Source organism: Nannocystis pusilla (assembly GCF_020073745.1).
GTDB lineage: Bacteria > Myxococcota_A > Polyangia > Nannocystales > Nannocystaceae > Nannocystis > Nannocystis radixulma.
Genome location: NZ_JAIRAU010000008.1, coordinates 196082 through 216391, shown reverse-complemented (window position 1 = coordinate 216391; position 20310 = coordinate 196082). Strand labels below are relative to the sequence as shown.

Below are 20310 nucleotides of genomic sequence, written 5' to 3'. Positions count from 1 at the left end.
GCTCGTTCGAGGTCGCCCGCCACACCCGGGCACGCCTCCTTGAGCGATAGCCCGCTTGTTGCCAGAGACCGGTGAGGTCATGGTCTTCAGCGCGACCTACACCGCGCCGCCGCTCGGCTGGGAGTATTGCAGCGACCCGTCGGCGCCGCCGGCGCGGAGGTCACTGCGGGATCGTGCAGGCGCACGCATCCTTGTCGCCGTCCATCGGCACGTAGTCGTGGCACAGGGTGCCGTACTCGTCGCACAGCCAGGCGTGGCCGTTGCCGCAGACGGTCAGGACCGCGTCGGGGTTGGTGATCCCGCCGCCGATCATCGGCGGCAGGTCCTGACCCGTCGGGGCCGGGCCGACGATGACCTCGCCCTTCGGTGTGAGGATCGCGGACTGGATCCCCGTCGTGCTGAGGATCAGGAAGTTGTCGCTGCCCGCGATCAGGCTGATGCCGTCGGGGCGCGGCAGGCCGACGGCCGCGAGGTCGATGCGGTCGAGCTCGGTCTGGCCGTCGCGGGTCATCACGACGACCTCGTCGGTGAAGAAGCTGGTCACATACATGCTGCCGTCGACGCCGATCGCGACCCCGGCGCAGGTCTGGAGGCCGAACTTGACCACGTCGAGCTGGAGGACCTCGAGCGTCTCCATCGTCACCGGGTCGATGTCGACGACCGCGCAGCCCTGGGTGATGAGCATGCCGACGCGCTTGATCTGGTCGAAGCTGGCCCCGTCGAGGGCGGGCAGGGCCTCGGGCGGGGCCATGACGTCGCCGAGCGGCGTGCCGTCGAGGCTGTAGCGGCGGCCCGGCCCGAAGTACGAGAAGAACACGATTTCCTGGGCGTCCTGGTTGTAAAACGAGGCCTGGATCGTGTCGATCGGCGCGAGGTCGATCGACTTGGTGTACGTGAAGGCGAGCGTGTCCTCGACGTCGCCGATGACGCACCCGCTTTCGCCGGTGTCGCTCGATCCGCTCGACTCGCCGGCGCTCACCGGCCCGGTGCTGCTCGTCGCGGGCTCGGGCGTCGTGCTCGCGGCGGTCGGCTCGTCGACGCTGCCGGTGGTCGAGGTCGAGGTCGAGACGTCGCCCCCCTGGCCGACGGTCGAGCCGTCGGAGGTCGTGGGCGTGGGGCCGGTCGAGCCCCCAGGGGCGGCCGTCGAGATGCCGGGCCCGTCCGTGGCCCCGGCACTGTCCATCGGGCGGCCGCTGTCGCCGCACGCACCGATCAGGGCAGCGATCAGACAGACCGAGAATTTCAAATCACGCATGCGTCGACCGTGCCCGCAGCTATACGCCCGGTCAAGCGCTCGCTCGCGCGGCGCTCGTCTCGCTCGCGCCAGGCGCGCGGACCGTCGCGCGCCCGGCCCGGTTCCGGCGCGCCGCGAATCATTCGATCTGCAGGGTCGCGCCCGCGCCGGCGGAGACGACCGCAGGCACGTCCTCCGCGGGGATCGGCGAGTAGGAATACGGCGGAGTGAAGTCCCCGGGCGGCGTCTCGATCAGGGGCTCCACCGTCTGGACGAAGATCGCGCTCGAGTAGCCGGTGATGACCGGGATCGACGGGCTCATCCCCTCGCCCATGAGCAGGGTGTGATCGCAGTCGAGGAAGTAATTGTTGTACCTCGTCAGGCGCTGTTTCCCGATGCTCTCGACCTCGCCGGAGCCGCCGCCGACGAGCACGGCCTTCCAGCTGTCGGTGAATTTCGTCCACGAGACGGTGACGAAGTCGCAGCCGCGCCTGATGTCGAGCAGGCCGTCGTAGTACTCCTCGTTCCCGTCGACGACGAAGGGCTCGCCGACCGGCTGGGGGCGGAGAGCGCAGTGATGACCCAGACGTGGTGGGTGCCGTACGTCCGCGATCGCGACGGAGCGGCCGCGCTGAGCTCGTCGAGCGGCGCGATGGCGCGTCAGCGCCCCGCGTTGCGGTAGAGCTGCACGCCGTCTCCACTGATCACCGCGAGATCGATCGCGCAGTCGCCATCGAAGTCGGCGGCGGCGATACCGGCCTTGCCCGCGGGAGAGCCGGAGTCGGGGAGCTCGACCGCGACGGTGAACTCGAAGTCGCCGTGGTTCTCGAAGACGATGTAGTCGCCGGCGCCGGCCGTCCCCGCCGCGGCGATGTCGAGGTCGCCGTCGCCGTCGAAGTCGCCCGCGACCGAGTTGGCGTACGACAGCTGGTTGCCCTTCATAGCGACCGGGAGCTGGCCCACATCGACCAGGGCGCCGCCGTCGTTGCGATAGAGGCGCAGCTCGTTGTCGTTGCTGAAATCCTCCCCGACCGGGATCAACAGATCGGCGTCGCCGTCGCCGTCGAAATCCGCGCGCAGGATGCCATTGTGGAAGCTCTCGTCGCCATCGCCGTAGGCGGAGGGACACAGCGGCTCGACGTGGAATTCGATCGGGGTACAGCCGACCGTCCCGAGCGTCGGCGGATTGCTTCCGATCGAGCCGTCGAGCACCAGCTGGCCGTCGTAGATCGCCCCCGTCTCGTCGACGAGATCGAGGATGCCGTCACCGTTGTAGTCCCACACGCCCTTGACGCGGTTCCAGCCCCCCGGGGAGAAATCGAGCTCGGTGAAGACGCCGCTGCCGTCGTTCAGCCGCAGCGATCCCGGGCTCACGTCGTCCCACCACCAGTCCAGGTCGCCGTCGCCGTCGAAGTCCAGGACGCGCGTCCACAGCGCGCCGCGGGCGTTGGTGTTGGGCCCCTCGCCGACGCCATGCGCCTCGCCGTCGAGCAGCTCGAAGCCGCCACCGGCCTCGCCGCGCCAATAGTAGTTGGTCTCGCCGCCGCCGTGGTCGGTGATGATGACGTCGGCGCGCTGGTCGCCGGTGAAGTCGGCCAGCATCACCGAGAAGTAGCTGCCGCCGACCAGCGCTTCGAGACGGAGATCGGGGGCGAAGCTCAGCGTTCCCTGGGGCGGCTCGCAGCCGTCGGGGCCGGTCGTGCCGTCGGAGCCGGTCGTGCCGTCATCGGTCGTGCCGTCGTCGGTCGTGTCCTCGTCGGACGTGCCGGCGTCGCTCGAACCGCCGCCCGACGTGCTGCTGTCGACCGGACCACCGTCGGTCGTGCTGCCCTCGCTCGTCGGTCCGTCGTCGCTCGCGGAGCCGCCGTCGCTCGCGGAGCCGCCGTCGCTCGCGGAGCCGCCGTCGCTCGCGCCGGTGCCGTCCGTCGAGGTCGCTCCTTTGGTGCCGCAGGCGGCCGGCGCGAGAGAGAGGATCAAGAGGAGACGACGTGCTTGCATGCTTCGAACTCGAGCGGATCATAGAAAAGCGCCCGTGCGAGGTCAACAGCACGGGGCGAGCCATCGCGGTCAGACGCCCGGCAGATCGATCTGTGTCGGCTTCGCGCTCGGGAGGTGCAAGCCCCAATTCTCGCGCCGGATCCAGCGCTTGAGTCGCCAGAGGGCGCGTTCTTGCCGGTCTGCTCGGAGAGGGCGCGGGCCTGCTTCATCTCGTCCTCGATCTCGGCGATCAGGCGCGAGTTCTTCTGCAGGCCGAGGACGAAGAAGAGGCCGTTGTCCTCGTACCAGCGCATGACCTCGTCGCGGCAGAAGCCGGAGTCCCCGCGCACGATGATCCGGACGTCCGGCCAGCGCGAGGATCTGCCCGACGATCCGCTCGAGCTCTTCGATCGCGCCGCTGACCGGCTGCTTGTCGGCGGTGTTCAGCGCATCCCTGCGTGGCGTTCCAAGTGGAACGGTTCCAGATGCGTCGAACCGCCTCGTCGCTGCGGCCGCGGTGCTCGGCGATCTCGCCGAGGCCACCGAGCGACCACGCGTTGTCGAGGTGGTCGGGGCCGCGGGCCGCCTCGGTGATCTCGAGGGCGCGCGTGAAGTAGTGCTCGGCCCTCTCGAGGTCGTTGCGCTCGAGGTGGAGGTCGCCGAGGTGGACCATCGCGCCGGCGACCCCCGGGTGCTTCGGGTCGAGGGCCTTCTCGATCGTGATCGCCGCGCGCTCGTACGGCTCGAGCGCCATCGCCGTCTGCTGGCGGTCGAGGTACACCGCGCCGAGGGCCTGCTGCGCGCGCCGTCTCGAGGCCCTCGGGTCCGGCCGTGCGCTCGCGGATCGCCAGCGCCCGCAGGCTCAGGCGCTCGGCCTCGTCGAGCTCGCCGCGGAAGCTCGCCATGCTCGCCAGGGTGGTCGGGGCCGAAGTTCCGCTCGAACGCCGGCAGCGACCGCTGATAGGCCAGCCGCGCGTCCTCGTAGCGCTCGCTGCGGCGGTACAGGTGGCCGAGGTTGTTGAGGGCCCCGGCGGCCCCGGGCGAGTCGGAGCCGGCCAGCCGGAGCTCGACCGCCAGACACCGCTCGAGCAATTGCTCGGCCTCGGCGAGTTCGCCGCGCTCGAGCACGTGAGACCTGCACTTCGGGGCAGGCCGGTGACCGGGCCGCTGTACGGCCAGCCCTACGACCTGCGGCCAAGTCGCGCAGCTGTCCTCGCATGCCGTACCAGCGCACTCAAGGCCCTTGTTTGCCGGTACGCAGGTCCTCGGGTGGCAGCATTCTGCGACCAGGTCCGCGGGCCACTGCTCGCCGACCCCGAGCGGCGCGGTGCGGTCACTTCGGCGGCAGCCCGTCCCAGACCTCCAGGTCGTCGATCTGCCAGCCGCCGCACACCCCCTCGCCGTCGACGCATTGCGCGTAGTCCCGCCCGTCGCCCGTCGACGCATAGAACAGCTGAAAACCCGTCCAGTGGAATTCACGCTCGGGCCCGTAGGGGATCCGGCCGTCCAGGAAGCGCTCGTCGGTGACGAGGTGGCCGTCGACCCAGACCGTGAAGTAGCGCTCGTCGTAGTCGATGAAGTACTCGAAACGCCGCCAACTCCCGGTGCCCGGGCTCACCTCCGGGTGCTCGAGCCATAGCGCCGAGTAGCCCCAATTGTCGCACGTCCCGTCCTCGCGGCACGCCTCGCACACCTCGTCCGAGCCGGTGCAGTGGGCCCAGTGGTTCGACTGGCATCCGTTGTTGTACGCGATCGCCAGGCCTCGGCTGTGGAGCTGCCCGCCGAAGTACGCGTCGAGGGCGCAGCCGTTGGCGTCGAAGAAGTAGAGCAGCTTGCCCTCATTGCCCTCGCCGTACGTATAATCGTCGTGGCGGAACCAGTACGAGAAGTACATCTGGCGCGGCGTGCGCTCGGCGATGTCGTGCCCCGCTCCGCGCCAGTCGAGCAGCGCGTTGCCGGTGCCCGACAGCCCGGTGATCGGATCGACGATGCTGGCGAACTGGTTGCCGCGCAGCGACCGGGTGCCGCCGTGCGGCTCGTGCGTGACGACGGCGACCCGATCTTCCCAGGTCTGGCGCCCGGTGAAATCGTCCTCCCAGCCGTCGGCCTCGAAGTCCTGGCGGTAGAGCAGCTGGGCCTCGTGAGCGCCCTCGGTCGTGCTCGTGGTCGGGCTCGCGGTCGTTCCGCTGGTCGGGCTGGTCGGCACGTCGCCCGTCGCCTCGCCGCCGCTGCCGCTCGACGTGCTCGACGTCGACGGGCCCCCGTCGGTCGTGCCGTTCGAGCCCTCGCTGCCTCCACCGCACGCAGCGACCAGCACCAGGACCAGGCCGCGCGCGCGCCTCTTCGTTCTATTCGTCATGCGGCGGACTCTAGCCGAAGCCACACGCGCTTGGGGCGCGACGCTTTGGGTCAACGCGGGGGCGTATGACCCCCTGCAATGCAATCATGGTACCGCTGCAGTGGGTCAATTGGGCCTCACTGAAATCGCATCCGGCCCGAACTCACACGTCGGCGAGGATAACTCATACTCGGGGACTAACGGAATCGGGGGCGGAGTGGAACCGCGCCGGGCGTGTCCCCGACGATCCGCTTGAAATGGCGATGCAGCCGGCTCCGGTGCGCGTCTGCGCGGAGCGCTCGAGGTCGTCACCGTCCGCGCGCGCCGAGAGATCGGAGCGGAATTTTGTACGCGGTGACGGATGGTCGACCGACCGGAGACATGCGCGGTGAACCCCTGGCGCGTCGAGTGACGCGCCGAACCGCCCGAGGACAACTACCATGAAAAAGCTCGCGTTCATCCTGGCCGTCGTCGCCGGCCTCCTCGCCAACACCGCCCTCGCCGCCCCACCGACGAAGGCCTGCACCGCCAGCAACGCGGGAGAGGTCGCTATCACGTGGAACAACAAGCACACGCGCCAGGAGACCTACGTCTGCGACTCGGTCTGGCAGTTGGTCCGCGTCTGCCAGAACGGCATCTGCGAGGAACACTGAGCCCGTCGCCGGCCCTCCGGGGCCGCCTCGACGCCGCGTGATCGCGGCCTTTTGTGTGTACGAAGTGGGGCGCGCGGAACGCTCTCGGGCGTCGCTCGCCCCGACGATGTCGCGCGTCCCGCCGACCCCTGCATCTTCTGCTTCGCCGCGCGCGGCGAACTCCTCCACGGATTCACTCGTCAAGGACCTATCCCATGAAGTCGCTCACCTTGCTGGCTCCCCTGCTCCTTCAGACCCTCCCCTCCGGCTGCCATGACGGGGGAACCCCCCACGATCCGGACTGCGGCGCCGACGGACGATGCGGCACCTGCGTCGCTGGCGAGGAGGATTGCCCCACCGTGGCCGAGCTGCTCGAGGCGGCCGGCTTCGTCGTCAGTCCGGCCGGCACCAGCGACGACGGCGCCGAGCTCTACGAGCTCACGCTCCTGCAGCAGACCGACCACCAGGACCCGATGGCGGGCACCCACGAGCACCACCTGACGCTCGTTCACCGGGGCTTCGACCTGCCGATGAACCTGATCTCCACGGGGTACAGCAATTACCTCGGGTTCGAGGAGGACGAGCTGACGACTCTCCTCGGGGGCAACCAGCTCGTGCTGGACAAGCGCTTCCACAACGGCAACGGCGACGACTACTCGACCTTCACGCGCAAGCAGGTCGCCGACGACGCTCATGACGTCGTCGTGCGCCTGCGCGACGTGTACACGAGCGCGTGGCTCGGCTCCGGCTTCAGCAACGGCGGCGTCGACATGGTGAGCTTCCGCCGGCACTACCCCGACGACGTCGACGCCACCGTCGCCTTCGGCGCCCCCTTCATGCGGCCCGGGGACGAGCGCTTCCTGGACTTCTTCGACGCCGTCGACGCCGCCTGCCAGGACCGGCTCGAGGGCATCCAGCGCGCCGTCCTCGGCGCTCAGCGGGCGGCCGTCGAGCCCGCCGTGCTGACGTCGGCGGCCGACGAGCTCGGCGCCACCTTCGCCCGCGTCGAGGCCGCTCGCGCCTTCGAGGCCGCCGCGCTCTCGTACCCGTGGCTGTTCTGGCAGTACTTCGGCACCGCGGACGACTGCGCCGACCTGCCCGACCCGGCGGTGGCGACGGCCGAGGAGCTGACGACGGCGCTCTTCGGCGTCACCAGCATCTTCGGCGCCTATCCGATGTCCGACGCGTACCTGTCGTTCTTCGGCGCCTACTTCTACGAGGTGCAGGAGAGCGCCGGCTGGCCCGCGCTGCCGCGCGCCGAACTCGTCGCGGAGGGACTGATCCCGGCCGACCTCGTCGATATGGAGCGCGGGCTCGTGCCGGAGGGCGTGACCCCGCCGGAGTTCGACCTCGCCGAGAACTCCGCGCTCGAGGAGTTCGCCCGCCTCGGGGACGGCGTCGCCCTGGTCTACTCGACCAACGACCCCTGGGCCGCCGCCGCCGTCACCCCCGCGGCGATGAGCGGCAACGTCCGCTTCGACGTCACCGACGGCAACCACCTCGCGACCTTCTCCTCGCTCTCGGAGCCCGACCAGACCGCGCTCACCGCCTTCCTCGCGGCGGAGCTCGGCGTCGACATCCCCTGAGCGACGACGCCGGGGCGACCTCACGTCTCGCGCGTGGCCGCGCTGATGCATGCGGTCTCGCGGCGCGACCACACCGACGATCACTCGGCCGTCGCCGTGCGCGTGCGCTGATCCTCGCGGTTTGACCGGCGAGGCGTGGCCCGATACGGTCCGCGCATGCGCGCATGCCTGCTGACGCTCGTCCTCGCGGCGTGTACCGGGCAACCTCCCGTCGACGCCGGGCCACGGCCGCAGCCGACTCCTCCACCACCCGTGGTCGAGCCGTGGTTCGTCGCCGCCGACGTCGCCCTGGCGAGCCGTCCCGCGAGTGTCGAGGAGCTGCAGCCGTGGATCGCCGTCGATTCGCTACAGCCGACGGACACGCTCCCCGGGGTCGTGTTCGCCTCGTACGGCCCGTCGCTACCGACCGCCACCCGTCCCGCGATCGTGTGGTTCGATCCGGCGAGCGAGGCGCGACCGAACCTGATCGACCTCGAGCGTGTCGACGAACTCGCGCAGGCGCGGTGGATCGTCGTCGAGACATCGCACGATCGCCGGCGGATCTGGCTGGTCGCGGACTCGGCCGTCGAGGGTCCGTCGTGGGCGCTGGCGATCGTCACCAGCGAGGACGGCGGGCGCAGCTGGAGGCTCCGCGGCCACGTGCGCAAGCCGTATTACATGGCCGGCGTCGAGGGGCTGCAGATGGATGCCGCCGGCCGCGGCGCGCTGGTCGTGCGCTGGGACGACGACCCGGCGGCGCCGATCAGCGGCACCGCGCCCGGGCGCTACACCTACCGCACGAGCGACTTCGGCGCGACGTGGTCGAGCCCCGAGTTCGCGCCCGACGACCTCGCCCGGCGCTTCGCCTTCGACGGCGACGACGTCCCGCCGGGCACCACGGTCCCGGCCTGGATCGCGCGCCGGCGCGGTCGCTAGTACAGCCGGCCCGAAGTTCTCCAGGGGTTCCTGCGAGCTGCTCCGTCCTGGATCTACCTGGATCCATCGCCGAGGTCGCCGCGCGTCAGCTCACGATCCACAACCGGGCGGCGTACGCAATTCGTCGGATGGCTCCCCCGGGCCGCCTTTCTAGTGTTCGCGGGCGTCGGGGGAGTCCGCGCGTGTTCATGGTTGCGGACATCCCTCGCGCTCCCCCCTTGCAAGGTCGCTCATGAACAAGATCGTCGTCATCTCCACATTCCTCTCGCTGGCTCTCGGATGCGCGGGGACCCTGAAACTGGACACCAATTCTTTGCTCTCGCGGAAGACGGAGGACGCATCGGCCGGCCCGTCCGAGGCGGCCGCGGGTTCGTCGAACGGGGCCGGGTCGGGCGCGAGCGACACCGCCACGGCGGACCCGCCCGCCGCGGCCGAGGCGGAGGCGGAGGCCGATCCGGGCGCCGAGCGGCGCGCCCACTACCAGCCCCAAATCGACAGGGTGGATGCTCTGTTGCAGCAACTGCCGCAATGCTGCCAGGGCGAGGAATTCCTGCTGCAGAGGACCGCGAAGTACCCGAGTGACCCGTTCATCAACGAGTACAAGGCGGCCTACTCGAAGAAGTTCGTGCGGGGAGGCGACAAGGAGACGCCCGAGTGGCAGGCCGTGGAGGCCAAATACAAGGAGCTCGAGGACGCGCTGGCCGCCGCGGTCCGCCTGCCGAAGGACGTCTACAAGGGCAAGGACGCGAAGAAGGTCAGGGACACCTTCAGCGACTACGCCGCGAGCTTCACCAAGAAGCGCGTGGTCGACGTCGTCCTGCTGAAGGAGGACTGGGACCGCAAAACGGGCAGCAACTGGAAGGGCGACACCATGGTCAAGTACGATAACGGGTTCTTGCGCGGGTTCGTCGTGGTGGAAGGCGACGCGGGGAAGGGCGAGGTGTGGGAGTTCACGCCGCGCAAGGACTTCCTCGACGGCGGGAAGGTGAAGTTCGACATCTATGTCCCGACCAAAATCGCGGACATCGCCGTCCCCGCCGCCGCGAAGTAGCCCGCCGCCGACGGCGGGTTGGGGCCGCTGGACGAACGCCCGGAATTCATGGACGTATGCGGCCGGCGGCCGCTGGGCAGTGCTCGAATCGTAGGAGCGCCGGCGCCGCAGCTCGATAGGAAGCTCGCGCGCCGACCCCCCGTAGCGCTCGACTCGAAGCTCGCGCGGGCCGACCTCCCGGGCGGCGCTCGAATCATCAAAGCGACGCGCTCCACTCACGCCGCCGCGGCTCGACAGGAGAGCCGCGCACCGACCTCCGGGCGGCGCTCGAATGATGGAGCGCCGCCCTCCACTCGCGCACGCCGACCTCCTGCATCACCAAGGACCTGCGCCATATCATGTCATTCCGAATCTCTGTCGCCCCCTTCATCCTCGCCACCCTCACCGCCTGCAGCACGCTGGACGTCGATCCGAACACCGACCCGGAGGCCACCGCCGGCACCGACCCGACGAGCGGCACCACCGGCGACGGCAGCGGGGTGGACCAGCCCACGACCTCGACCACCGCCGGCGATCCGACGAGCGGCACCACCGGGCCCGGCTCCACCGTGACGAGCACGGACGGCCCCGACACGGATGGCACCGGCGCCGTCACCGAGGGCAGCACGGACCCCACCGGCACGACCACCGACGACACCACCGGCACGACCACCGACGACACCACCGGCACGACCACCGACGACACCACCGGCACGACCACCGACGACACCACCGGCGACACCGACGACACGACTACCGATGGCATGGGCCTCCCCGACGACGCCATCTTCGTGAACATCGGCGTCGGGCTCGACTCCGATCCCGGCACCCAGGACGCGCCCAAGCGGACGATCCAGGCCGGCATCAGCGCCGCGGTGATGACCGGCGCGAGCGCCGTCTACATCGCCGAGGGCGCCTACGACGTCGATTACCAGGACAACAAGGTCATCGTCTTGCAGGACGGCGTCTCCCTGTTCGGCGGCTTCAAGGCCGACGACTGGGGCGTCCGCGACCCCGCGCTCCACCCGAGCGTCATCGTCGACAAGAGCGACACCGGCGGGACCGCCTCGCAGCCCAACCGCGCGCTGGACGGCGGCACCGGGGTCGGCCCCGACACCGTCGTCGACGGCCTGACGCTCCAGGGCGGCACCGGCGACCTCTCGGCCGCGGTCTTCATCGAGGGCTCGAACCCCACCCTCACCGGCAACGTGATCCTGGGCGGCTCCGCCGCGTTCCTCAACTCCTACGGCCTCTACGTCCGCGCGGCGTCGCCGACCGTCAAGCGCAACCGTATCGAGGGCGGCGACCACAACAGCCTGAGCTATACGGCGGCCGCTTACTTCGGCGAGTCCAGCGCCCGCGTCGAGGGTAACACGTTCAAGGCCGGCAAGGCCCGCTACACCCGCGGCGTCAGCGTCAACGGCTCCGATTTGGTCTTCTACAACAACGTCCTCGACGGCGGCACCTCGACCAACTTCAACAACGCCGGGTATGCCCATGCCCTCAGCATCATCAATGCGGCGCCGGTCGTCGCCGGCAACACCATCGTGACGCAGTCGCCGACCAACGGCGTCGGCATCTACCTCTGGGACGACGCCAACCCGACGATCGACGGCAACATCATCACGAGGTCCGGGCGCTGCGTGATCGAGGACGACCCGCCCTTCAAGGCCGCGTCGATCCGCAACAACGCCTTCCACTGCACCCAAGCCTACGAGTCCGGCGGCATGACCTACAACGAGCTGCTGCCGCTGGAGACCCTGCTGAACGCCAACGGCACGCTCGCCTCGGGCAACGTGAAGGTCGCGCCGACCTTCGTCGGGAACGGTGATTACCGCCTCCAGGGCATGGGGCAGACCGTGTGCGAGTTGGCCCAGGGCGGGCTCGATCAATCGCAGTTCTTCACCGAGGATCACGACGGCGCGCCCCGGACCGCGCCGTGGACGATCGGCGCGTTCGAGCTCGACGGACCGTGCCAGTGACAGTCGGCGCGCCGGCCGACACCTCCACCTCGCCCGCCAGCATCTGGCGGGTGCTGTGGGCGGGGGCATCCGATGTTCTCCAGGCCGCGAGAAGGGGGGACGCTCGCGGTCAAGGACGACGCGGACGTGATACGCTCAACGGCGGTGCCCCGCGCCGCTCACCTGTCGTTCGCCTTGCTCGCAATACTGCTCTCGACCTGTACCAGTCCGCTGCAGCTTGTGCCAGAACGACCGGAGCATCGGCCCGAGGTGACGGCCACACCTGCGCCTGTGGCCGCGACCGAACCGCCAGCGGACGCAGCGCCGCGCCGTTGCGCGATCCCCGGCGGCGCAAGCGACGAGCAACGCGCGCTCGCGGTCTGGTTGGCGCGCAACCCGGCGCCCGAGGGGTTCACCTGCCCGCCGGCGCTGCGCGTGGTCCAGCGGGAGCCGTGGCACGTCTCCGAGCACGACCTCGTGCCCGGAGCGACCGACGATGTCCCCGGCCCGACGCGGCGCACCGTCCTCGGTGAGCGCGTGGTCTTCTGGGGCGTCGATCCGGCCTCCGGTGACTCGCTGACGGTCTCGCTCGCGCGCCTCGACGAGGCGAGCTGGGCCGCGACGAAGCAGCGGCTCGCCGGCAACCTCGCGGGGGACGTCGATCCCGACTTCGAGAAGGACGAGCGGCGCCTCGACGGCCCGTGGCGCGGCCTGAGCTTTGCGGCCCGTCCGGCGGCGACGGCCCGGAAGCTGCGCGCGTGGCTCGCCGAACTGCCGGCCGAGAGCTCGGTCGAGAGCTACCCGATCGACGACGAGGAGTTGGTGACGCTGTCGCGGCTCGTCCACCTGCGCAGCGCGACGGCGAGCGTGCTGTGCGTCGAAGCTGCGTCGAGGCGCGGCTGCTGGACGACGTCGCCGGTCGAGATCGACGAGGCCGCGCCGAACCTGCGCCTCGGCGGGGATGACGACGAACCCGCGGACGACGACGCCGCAGGCGATCTGGCCGACGCGTTCGTCCCGATCGAGCTGGCCGTATGGACAGGTCGCCGGCGCGAGGTGTGGCACCTCGACGCGGCGGGCCGCTGGAAGGTCGTCGGCGGCGCGAACAGCCGGCGCGGGCGTCCGCGACCGATCGCTGCCGACCGCCGCTTCGAGCCCGCCGCGCTCGCGCCGTTCCGCGGCGAGTTCCCGGGGCTGTGGGTCCGCTCTCTGACGGCCGAATGGATCGTCGCCGGCGAGTATGGCGACGGCTCTCAGGGCCAGGTGCCCGACGCGCGGTGGATCTTCCGCCGGCGCCCGTCCGGCTGGCAGTTCGGCGCGCTCGACGGCGACGATGTTCGCCATCACCTCATATGGCCTGACGGACAGACGATTGGCCTGGTGCTCGGCTCACACGAGCGCCCGGGCGGCGACGGGCTCGCCTACGCCGACGGCCGCCTGATCGTCTTCGTGGCCGAAGACGAGTGGCTGCGACCCGCCGGTCAGCTCCCGCTGCCGGTGCGAGGCATGGCCATGCTGCGCAGCGAGGGCGGCTGGGAGTACGAGTATTCGCTCGCACCCAGACCGCCGCGCTGCCTCGCCGTCAGCCTCGCGCGTAGCCTCTACTGGCTGACCAGCGACTTCGGGCGCACCCGGCGGGAGTCCCCGCTGCGTCTGCCGATGGCGAGCCTGAAGGGCACGTGGAGCCTCGGCCCCGAGGGCCTCGCGCCCGGCTGCTGACGCAGTCTCGGCCACCGACTTTGATGGAGCTCGAGTGCGCGACCGGCCGAGAAGGTGGAAGGCGCGAAGATCGAGGATGAACGCTCCTCGGAGATCGGTGGCGACTGGGCCGGGGCACGCCAGGCGCGCGCGGCATGACGGGTGCGCGCGCCGGGGCCGGGCTCGGAGGCGCCGGAAATTCCGTCTCGTCCTTGCAACGCTCGCCTGCGCGGCGGCATGTCGGCAGTGAACGATGACCCACTCTGGAGTGACCGCCACCGCCCTCGCGGACCTGAAGTGGCTGCAACGCCTGGCCACCGCTCTCGTACGAGACGTCGAGGATGCCGCCGACCTCGTGCAGGACACGCTCGTGGCCGCATGGTCGCACCCACCGGCCGACAGCGACCAGCCGCTGCGCCCATGGCTGGCGACGGTCCTTCGCAACCGTTTTCGCATGAAGCGCCGTGCGGATGGTCGGCGCGAGCGTCGCGAGCAGACTGCCGTGTCCGCGTCGACGACCGCCGCCGGGCCCGACCGGGAGCTGCTGCGCCTGGAATTGCTCCGCGTGCTCCTCGCCGAAATGGAGCAGCTCGCGCTCGAGGACCGGAAGCTGGTCGTTCGACGATTCTTCGAGGACGAGAGCCCGGCCGAGATCGCCCGCGCGCTCGCCATCCCCGCGGCGACGGTCCGTTCTCGCCTCCATCGCTCGCTCCAGCGGCTGCGCGCTCGTCTGGACGAGCGGTTCGGAGGCCGCGCGGCCTGGTCTGCCGTGGTCTTCCTCGCGCCTCCCGGCGCGGCGACACCACCCGCGAGCGTGGCGAGAGAGAGCAGTTCCATGAGCATCGCCGCGAAACTCGTGCTCGTGACGAGCACCGGCATCCTCGGCGCGGCCGGCTGGCTCGCGCTCGCCGAACCGACCCCGGCGGGGCTCACCCCGGAGAGGTTCGGTGCGTCACAGCCCATCCCGCAGCCTCACGTCGAGGGACCGGCGGCGGCGGCGTTCGACCCCCGCCCTGCGGAGCGGGCCGCCATCTCCGGGCACGTGCGCGATGGAGAGGGTCGCCCGATCGCCGGCGCGACGGTGTGCGGGGCGTCGGCTTCGGAGGAGCTCGGCGCGTCCGAGCGGCGCGCGAGGCCCTGCACGAGCACGCGGGCCGACGGCTCGTACCGCCTGGACGACCTGCTGCCGGTGCCGCATCGGGTCACCGCCGGCGCGCCACACTTCATCCCGCAGGCGCACCGGCGCGGCGCAGGGGCTCTCTCGCGCGAGCTGGTCTCGCCGCGCTTCGGAGAGGAAGAGCGTGGCGTCGACATCACGCTGCTGCCCGGCGGGGTGGAGCTCGTCGGGATCGTGCGCGACCTGAGCGGGGGAGAGCTCGAGGGGGCGATCGTCGAGGCGGGCGACGCGACCGGACGCTCGGGCGCGGATGGAGCGTTCTCGCTGTGGGTCCCGCCGGGCGAGGTGCTGGTCACGGCGACGGCGGAGGGCTACGCGGACATGCAGACCGGCGGGCGCGCACCGGGACTGACGCTCGAGGTCCTCATGACGCCGGAGTCGGTGTTCCTGGGCCGAGTGGTGCGCGCCGACGATGGCTCGCCGGTCGCGGGCGCCGAGGTGAGTGCGCTCGACGGCGGCGGCGGGGGCCGCCAGGGATCCACGTTCACCGACGCGTCCGGCAACTTCAGGATCGACGCGCTGCGGCCCGGCACGTACAAAGCGCGGGCGCTGGACGACGAGGGATACGGCGCGTCGGAGGGGCTGGTGATGCTCGGCCTCGCCGAGACATCGGCGCCGGTGGAGATCCGCATGCACCCGGCTTTCCTGGTCGAAGGGACAGTCGTGGTCGCCGGCGGGGACACGTGCGATCGCGGCTCGGTCACGCTCTCGGACCCACAAGGCCAGCGCCGCGTGAAGATCGCGCCCGACGGGCGGGTGAGGGCGCGTGGGCTGCTGCCCGGGAATTACGCGGTCGACGTCCGATGCGAGGGGTTTGTGCCAAATCCGAGCTACTCGCCCCTGGCGATCGTCGACCGCAGCCTGCGCGAGCAACGGTGGGAGGTGCGACGGGGCCAGGCGCTTCGCGGCTCGGTCGTCGCAGCGACCCGGGAGCCCGTCACGGCGCTGACGGTCATGGCGAGCCCACAGCTCGACCCAAGCCGTCCGAAGGCGCAGTCGACCAGCGGGAGCGCGCGGGCCGGCGGCGACGGACAGTTCGAAATCGTGGGGCTGCTGCCGGGGCGCTATCAGTTGCGCGTGTATGGAGGTGACCCGCCGCAGCTGCGTGACGGACCCGAGATCGAGGTTCGTGAAGGGCATGACCTCGAGGACATCCGCATCGAGCTTCCGGCGGCCGGCGAGGTCCGTGGCACGATCCGCGACGCCCGGGGCCGGGCCGTCCCCGGCGCGCGAGTCTTGCTGCGCGGGTCGACGTACGTGCAGACGACCAGCCTCGACGACGGGAGCTTTCGCCTCACGGGCGTGGCCGCCGGCGCATACCAGGCGAGCGTGAGCAGGAGCTATCAGCCGATGCGCGTGCAGAGCGGAGAGGGCGACGCAGAGCCGCGCGTCGAGGTCGAGACCGGCGAGGTCGCCGTCCTGAACCTCGTCGCCGAGGCCCAGGACGGGAAGATCTCCGGGCGGGTCGTCGATGGTGACGGTGAAGCGCTGACGGACGTTTTTGTCGAGGTGTTGCGCGAGCCGGAGGAGGGGCCGCCGGGGAGCGCATTGCGCGACATGCGATGGAGCATGGACCGCGGCCTGCGGCCACGGATGACCGACCTCGACGGGCGCTTCGAATTCGGTGAGCTGCCCGATGGGACATACACGCTGGTGGCCCACCGGCGCGGCGGCGGCGAAGGGGTCCTCGAGCGCGTGGCGCTCGGCAGCGAGGTCCTCGTGAAGATCGCCGCGCCGGGGTCGCTGGTCGGGCGCGTGCGCTTGCCCGGTGGCGTCGGGCCGGAGCGGTTCTCGGTGGAGCTCCGCGATCCGGCGACCGGCTACGAATTACGCGCCAGCTTCTTCCGCACGGACGGGACCTTCTCGTTCCCGCAGGTGCCGGCCGGAAAGTTCGTGGTCGCAGTCGAAGCGCCCGAGGGCGCGGGCACGGCCGAGGTCGCGCTGGCAGCGGGCGAGCGCGGACAGGTCGAGGTCGCCCTCGCGGGTCGCGTGACCGTCCGTGGACGTGTGCTCGACCTCGACACCGGCGAGCCGGTGCCGGGGATGCGCGTGAAGTTCGGCGCAGAGGGAAAAGAGGCGTTCATCAGCTCGGCAGACCATGTCGACGAGCGCGCGGTCTCGGACGCGGAGGGCCGCTTCGAAGTTACGGGCGTGCCGGTCGGCCGTGCGACGGTCATCGTCACGGCCGGGGCCTTCGGAGCGACGAGCGACCACGAGACCATCTGGACGCGAGCGGCGATCGCGGGCAGCGGCGCGGTCGAGCTGGCGCCGCTCCGGGTGCCGCGACGTCGCCTGCAGGCCGGCGACCCGGCCGCGGAGCTGGGGATGACGATCCAGCGGGAGGACTCGACGGAGGCTCCGGAGGCGCGGCGGCCGACAGTCGCGTCCGTGCAACCGGACGGCCCAGCGGCGCGTGCCGGGCTGCGAGTCGGTGATGCGATCATGGCGGTCGACGGGCACGACGTCACCGGCGATCACGTGCACCGCTTCGAGGCCCTGACACGTGTGCCGGTGGGGACGGAGCTGCGCCTCGATCTCGCGCGTGGAAGCAGCGTCAGGTTGATCGCAGGACGGCGATGAACGCAGGCGGTCGAGGGGCCTGATGTTTGGATAGTAGTCGAAAGGAAATGACGAGAGAGCGAGAGCGTTGCGCGGAGTCTCTGTTCCGAAGTCGGAGCGCGGGCTGAGCGGGTCGCCGTCGACACGGCCTCCACGGAAACCATGCCGAGCGACGCGGCGCTCGCGCTCGCGCTCGCCTCCTACATGTGCGAGCGGCGTCCCGGCGCTCACTCTTTTTTTTAAAAAAGTCGGGATCAACCCGTGGGGTCCGACGACTTAACCGAGGCCGCTCCCCCTGCACACGGGAAAGTCGTCCACCATGAAGAAACTCTCGCTGACTCTCGGGTCGATGACGACCCTGCTGCTGATGGGCTGTCCGGATTCGACCGCGACGAGCACGGGAGGCGTCGATCCAGACGCGACCGACACCGCCGCGACGTCCTCGATGTCGAGCGCCGACGCGAGCTCGAGCGGGGAACCGACGACATCTCTCCCGACCACGGGCCCGAGCGACCCCTCCGATACCACCACCGGCCCCGTCGACACCACCGGTCCCGAGCCGGCGTGTGGCAACGGCGTCGTCGATCCCGGCGAGGGCTGCGACGACGGCCCGGACAACGGGTCCGGGCAGCCGTGCAGTGACAGCTGCCAGCCGGCGGCCTGCGGTGACGGGGTCGTCGGTCCCGGCGAGCAGTGCGACGATGGGGCCGACAACGGCGGCGGCAACAGCTGCACCGGTGATTGCAAGCACAACGTCTGCGGCGACGGCCTTGTCGGCCCCGGCGAGGGCTGCGACGACGGGAACGACGTCGACGGCGACAACTGTACGAACGCGTGCGCGCCGGCGTCGTGCGGCGACGGTGTCGTCGCGCCGACCGAGCAGTGCGACGACGGCGACGCCGACGACACCGACGACTGCACCGCCGCCTGCACCGAGGCGACCTGCAGCGACGGCTTCGTCCAGCCCGGCGCCGGCGAGCAGTGTGACGACGGCCCGGGCAACGCCGACGACGCCGCGTGCACGACCTCCTGTCAGACGGCGATCTGCGGCGACGGCCACGTGTGGAGCGGCGGCGAGCAGTGCGACAACGGGGTCGACAACGGCGCCGGCAAGGCCTGCAACGCCCTGTGCCAGCTCAACGTCTGCGGCGACGGCGATCAGGGCCCCGCGGAAGCGTGCGACGACGGCAACCTCGCGCCCGGCGACGGCTGCAGCGCGACCTGTCAGCTCGAGGAATGCGGCAACGACGTCGTCGACGCCGGCGAGCAGTGCGACGACGGCCAGGACGGCGACGACGACGACGGCTGCACCGACGCCTGCAAGTTCCCGGCGTGCGGCGATGGCCTGCTGCAGCCGAGCCTCGCCGAGCAGTGCGACCAGGGCGGGGCCAACAGCGACAGCGGCGCGTGCACGCTCGCCTGCAAGTCCGCGGCTTGCGGCGACGGCCTCGTCCACGCGCAGGCCGAGCAGTGCGACGACGGCGCGAACAACGGCCCCGGCAAGGCCTGCAACGCCCTGTGCAAGCTCAACGTCTGCGGCGACGGCGACAAGGGCCCGGGCGAGGCCTGCGACGACGGCAACGCGAGCAACGACGACGGCTGCACCAATGTCTGCAAGCTCGCGACCTGCGGCGACGGCTTCGTCCAGCCCGGCGAGCAGTGCGACCTCGGTGCGAGCAACAGCAACGCCGGCGCCTGTACCCTCGCCTGCCTGCTACCCGTCTGCGGCGACGGCCACGTCGGTCCCGGCGAGAGCTGCGACGACGGCAACGCCTCGAGCACCGATGCCTGCCTGGCCACCTGCGTGCCGGCGGCCTGCGGCGACGGCTTCGTTCATCAGGGCGTCGAGCAGTGCGACCTCGGCGCCGGCAACGGGCCCGGCGCGGCGTGCAAGGCCAATTGCACGGCCAACGTCTGCGGCGACGGCGAAGAGGGCCCCGGCGAGGAGTGCGACGACGGCAACCTGGTCGACGGCGACGGCTGCTCGTCGACCTGCTTGAAGCCGACGGGCTCGCTCGATTGCGCGGACCTCCAGGCCAGCGAGCCGATCATCCTCGAGCAGTTCAACGGCGGCGGCCCCGTCGAGTACCCGCCGACTGCGATGACGTGGCGTGACGAGCTCGTGCTCGCCAACGCCCGGCCTGGTCCGGCCGATACCTGCAACATCCACTGGGAGCGCCGCGACGCATCCGGCCAGCTCGTCGCGCCGCCCGTCGACATCGCGATGTCGACCCCGAGCGACCATTACACCTGCCAGATGGTCGGCGACCTCGGCTGGGACCACGTCCGCCAGCGCTACATCTTCATCCATCCGCAGGGCAAGTCCGGCAACATTCGCAACACGCCGGTGGCGATCACCCCGGCGGGAGAGCTGGTGTGGGTCGGCAGCGGCGAGCACCGGCCCGGCCGAAGCTACAGCGGCGTCGTTTCGCAGCTCCGCGTGGTCGACGACAAGGTGTTCGTCCTGGGTCACTACGACGCCGTCAACCTCGACGGGCCCGCAGTCTATGTGTACAGCGCGGTCGACGGCAAGTTCCTCGCCAAGACGGTCTCGGTCGATTCCGGTTGGACCCACAGCGCGGTCGCCTGCGACGCCACGTGCAAGAAGGGCCTCGCGATCTACTATTGGAGTGGACTCTACATGCAGGAGCTCGACCTCGTCGCCAATCAGGCGGTGGGCGCACCGATCAAAATCGCGGAGGGAGCGTACGGCGGATACAGCCCGAGCGCGATGCTCTGGCGCCAGGGCACCTCCTACTTCGCGACGTCGGTCCCGTACACGGCAATGCAGGGCTCGGTCTTCCACACCAACACGCTGTCCCCGGGCGCCGGCTGGACCGGCCAGGACAAGAGCCTGCTCGGGGGGACCGAGATGTACCACGAGCCGACGATCATCCCGACCGACGACGGCTACGCCATCGCCGCCAGCAGCGTCCCCGGGGCTCTCCATAAGATCCCCGACGACTTCCGCACCGTGCACGCCCGCGTGTGGAACGTCGCCCACGACGGGACGATCCGCGGCACCTTCGAGCCGACCCCCGCCGGCCACAGCCCGCGGCTCGCGTACAAGAACGGCAAGCTGGCGCTCACCTACGTCCGCCTGCAGACGCAGTACGAGCAGCTCGACTCGCGCCGGCTGCTGTTCCTCGAGTGCCCGCGGTGACCGCTCGCGCTCGCCCCATCGCGCGAACCGATGGGGCGTG

Annotated in this window: 12 protein-coding genes and 3 pseudogenes; 8 read left to right on the top strand and 7 right to left on the bottom strand. The window is 70.7% G+C overall.

Features of this window, described 5'->3' with window-relative positions; all coding sequences use genetic code 11:
* Positions 1–160: 160 nt before the first annotated feature.
* From K7C98_RS10650 to K7C98_RS10620, 7 genes and pseudogenes are all read right to left on the bottom strand, one after another.
* Positions 161–1255: a hypothetical protein gene (locus K7C98_RS10650; RefSeq protein WP_224191490.1), complete on the bottom strand. Its 1095-nt coding sequence runs from the start codon at positions 1253–1255 to the stop codon at positions 161–163.
* A gap of 118 nt (positions 1256–1373) precedes the next feature.
* Positions 1374–1820: a hypothetical protein gene (locus K7C98_RS10645; protein ID WP_263429411.1), complete on the bottom strand. Its 447-nt coding sequence runs from the start codon at positions 1818–1820 to the stop codon at positions 1374–1376.
* Between the two features lie 74 nt (positions 1821–1894).
* Entirely contained in the window at positions 1895–3232 is a 1338-nt protein-coding gene (locus K7C98_RS10640) for an FG-GAP-like repeat-containing protein (protein ID WP_224191489.1), read from the bottom strand.
* A pseudogene (locus K7C98_RS10635) lies at positions 3208–3576 on the bottom strand (transposase); the annotation flags it as partial. The gene K7C98_RS10640 and the pseudogene K7C98_RS10635, both read right to left, overlap by 25 nt.
* Positions 3462–3995, bottom strand: a pseudogene (locus K7C98_RS45475) (tetratricopeptide repeat protein); the annotation flags it as partial. The pseudogenes K7C98_RS10635 and K7C98_RS45475, both read right to left, overlap by 115 nt.
* 140 nt (positions 3996–4135) lie before the next feature.
* Positions 4136–4657: pseudogene (locus K7C98_RS45470) on the bottom strand (tetratricopeptide repeat protein); the annotation flags it as partial.
* Entirely contained in the window at positions 4545–5570 is a 1026-nt protein-coding gene (locus K7C98_RS10620; protein ID WP_224191487.1) for a hypothetical protein, read from the bottom strand. The gene K7C98_RS10620 and the pseudogene K7C98_RS45470, both read right to left, overlap by 113 nt.
* Before the next feature lie 419 nt (positions 5571–5989).
* On the opposite strand from K7C98_RS10620, the gene K7C98_RS10615 reads away from it, so the two are divergent.
* The 8 genes from K7C98_RS10615 to K7C98_RS10580 all read left to right on the top strand — a co-directional run bounded on the left by K7C98_RS10615 (position 5990) and on the right by K7C98_RS10580 (position 20270).
* Positions 5990–6202 (top strand): hypothetical protein, encoded by a 213-nt coding sequence (locus tag K7C98_RS10615; protein WP_224191486.1) that lies wholly within the window; start codon positions 5990–5992, stop codon positions 6200–6202.
* A gap of 194 nt (positions 6203–6396) precedes the next feature.
* On the top strand, positions 6397–7767 hold the full coding sequence (locus K7C98_RS10610) for a hypothetical protein (protein WP_224191485.1): 1371 nt from the start codon (positions 6397–6399) through the stop codon (positions 7765–7767).
* Positions 7768–7923: 156 nt separating this feature from the next.
* A complete protein-coding gene (locus K7C98_RS10605) occupies positions 7924–8682 on the top strand; it encodes a hypothetical protein (RefSeq protein ID WP_224191484.1) in 759 nt (252 codons plus the stop codon).
* A gap of 232 nt (positions 8683–8914) precedes the next feature.
* Complete coding sequence (locus K7C98_RS10600; RefSeq protein ID WP_224191483.1) at positions 8915–9733, top strand: hypothetical protein; 819 nt, start codon at positions 8915–8917, stop codon at positions 9731–9733.
* 338 nt (positions 9734–10071) lie between these two features.
* On the top strand, positions 10072–11694 hold the full coding sequence (locus K7C98_RS10595) for a right-handed parallel beta-helix repeat-containing protein (RefSeq protein WP_224191482.1): 1623 nt from the start codon (positions 10072–10074) through the stop codon (positions 11692–11694).
* A gap of 363 nt (positions 11695–12057) precedes the next feature.
* Positions 12058–13392: a hypothetical protein gene (locus K7C98_RS10590; RefSeq protein WP_224191481.1), complete on the top strand. Its 1335-nt coding sequence runs from the start codon at positions 12058–12060 to the stop codon at positions 13390–13392.
* A gap of 232 nt (positions 13393–13624) precedes the next feature.
* Positions 13625–17128 (top strand): sigma-70 family RNA polymerase sigma factor, encoded by a 3504-nt coding sequence (locus K7C98_RS10585; protein WP_224191480.1) that lies wholly within the window; start codon positions 13625–13627, stop codon positions 17126–17128.
* Between the two features lie 298 nt (positions 17129–17426).
* Positions 17427–20270, top strand: a complete 2844-nt coding sequence (locus tag K7C98_RS10580) for a DUF4215 domain-containing protein (RefSeq protein ID WP_224191479.1) — start codon at positions 17427–17429, stop codon at positions 20268–20270.
* Positions 20271–20310: the final 40 nt, after the last annotated feature.

Coding starts and splice junctions, on each gene's coding strand:
- K7C98_RS10650 (WP_224191490.1), bottom strand. CDS start 1,255: ATGCGTGATTTGAAATTCTCGGTCTGTCTGATCGCTGCCCTGATCGGT.
- K7C98_RS10640 (WP_224191489.1), bottom strand. CDS start 3,232: ATGCAAGCACGTCGTCTCCTCTTGATCCTCTCTCTCGCGCCGGCCGCC.
- K7C98_RS10620 (WP_224191487.1), bottom strand. CDS start 5,570: ATGACGAATAGAACGAAGAGGCGCGCGCGCGGCCTGGTCCTGGTGCTG.
- K7C98_RS10615 (WP_224191486.1), top strand. CDS start 5,990: ATGAAAAAGCTCGCGTTCATCCTGGCCGTCGTCGCCGGCCTCCTCGCC.
- K7C98_RS10610 (WP_224191485.1), top strand. CDS start 6,397: ATGAAGTCGCTCACCTTGCTGGCTCCCCTGCTCCTTCAGACCCTCCCC.
- K7C98_RS10605 (WP_224191484.1), top strand. CDS start 7,924: ATGCGCGCATGCCTGCTGACGCTCGTCCTCGCGGCGTGTACCGGGCAA.
- K7C98_RS10600 (WP_224191483.1), top strand. CDS start 8,915: ATGAACAAGATCGTCGTCATCTCCACATTCCTCTCGCTGGCTCTCGGA.
- K7C98_RS10595 (WP_224191482.1), top strand. CDS start 10,072: ATGTCATTCCGAATCTCTGTCGCCCCCTTCATCCTCGCCACCCTCACC.
- K7C98_RS10585 (WP_224191480.1), top strand. CDS start 13,625: ATGACCCACTCTGGAGTGACCGCCACCGCCCTCGCGGACCTGAAGTGG.
- K7C98_RS10580 (WP_224191479.1), top strand. CDS start 17,427: ATGAAGAAACTCTCGCTGACTCTCGGGTCGATGACGACCCTGCTGCTG.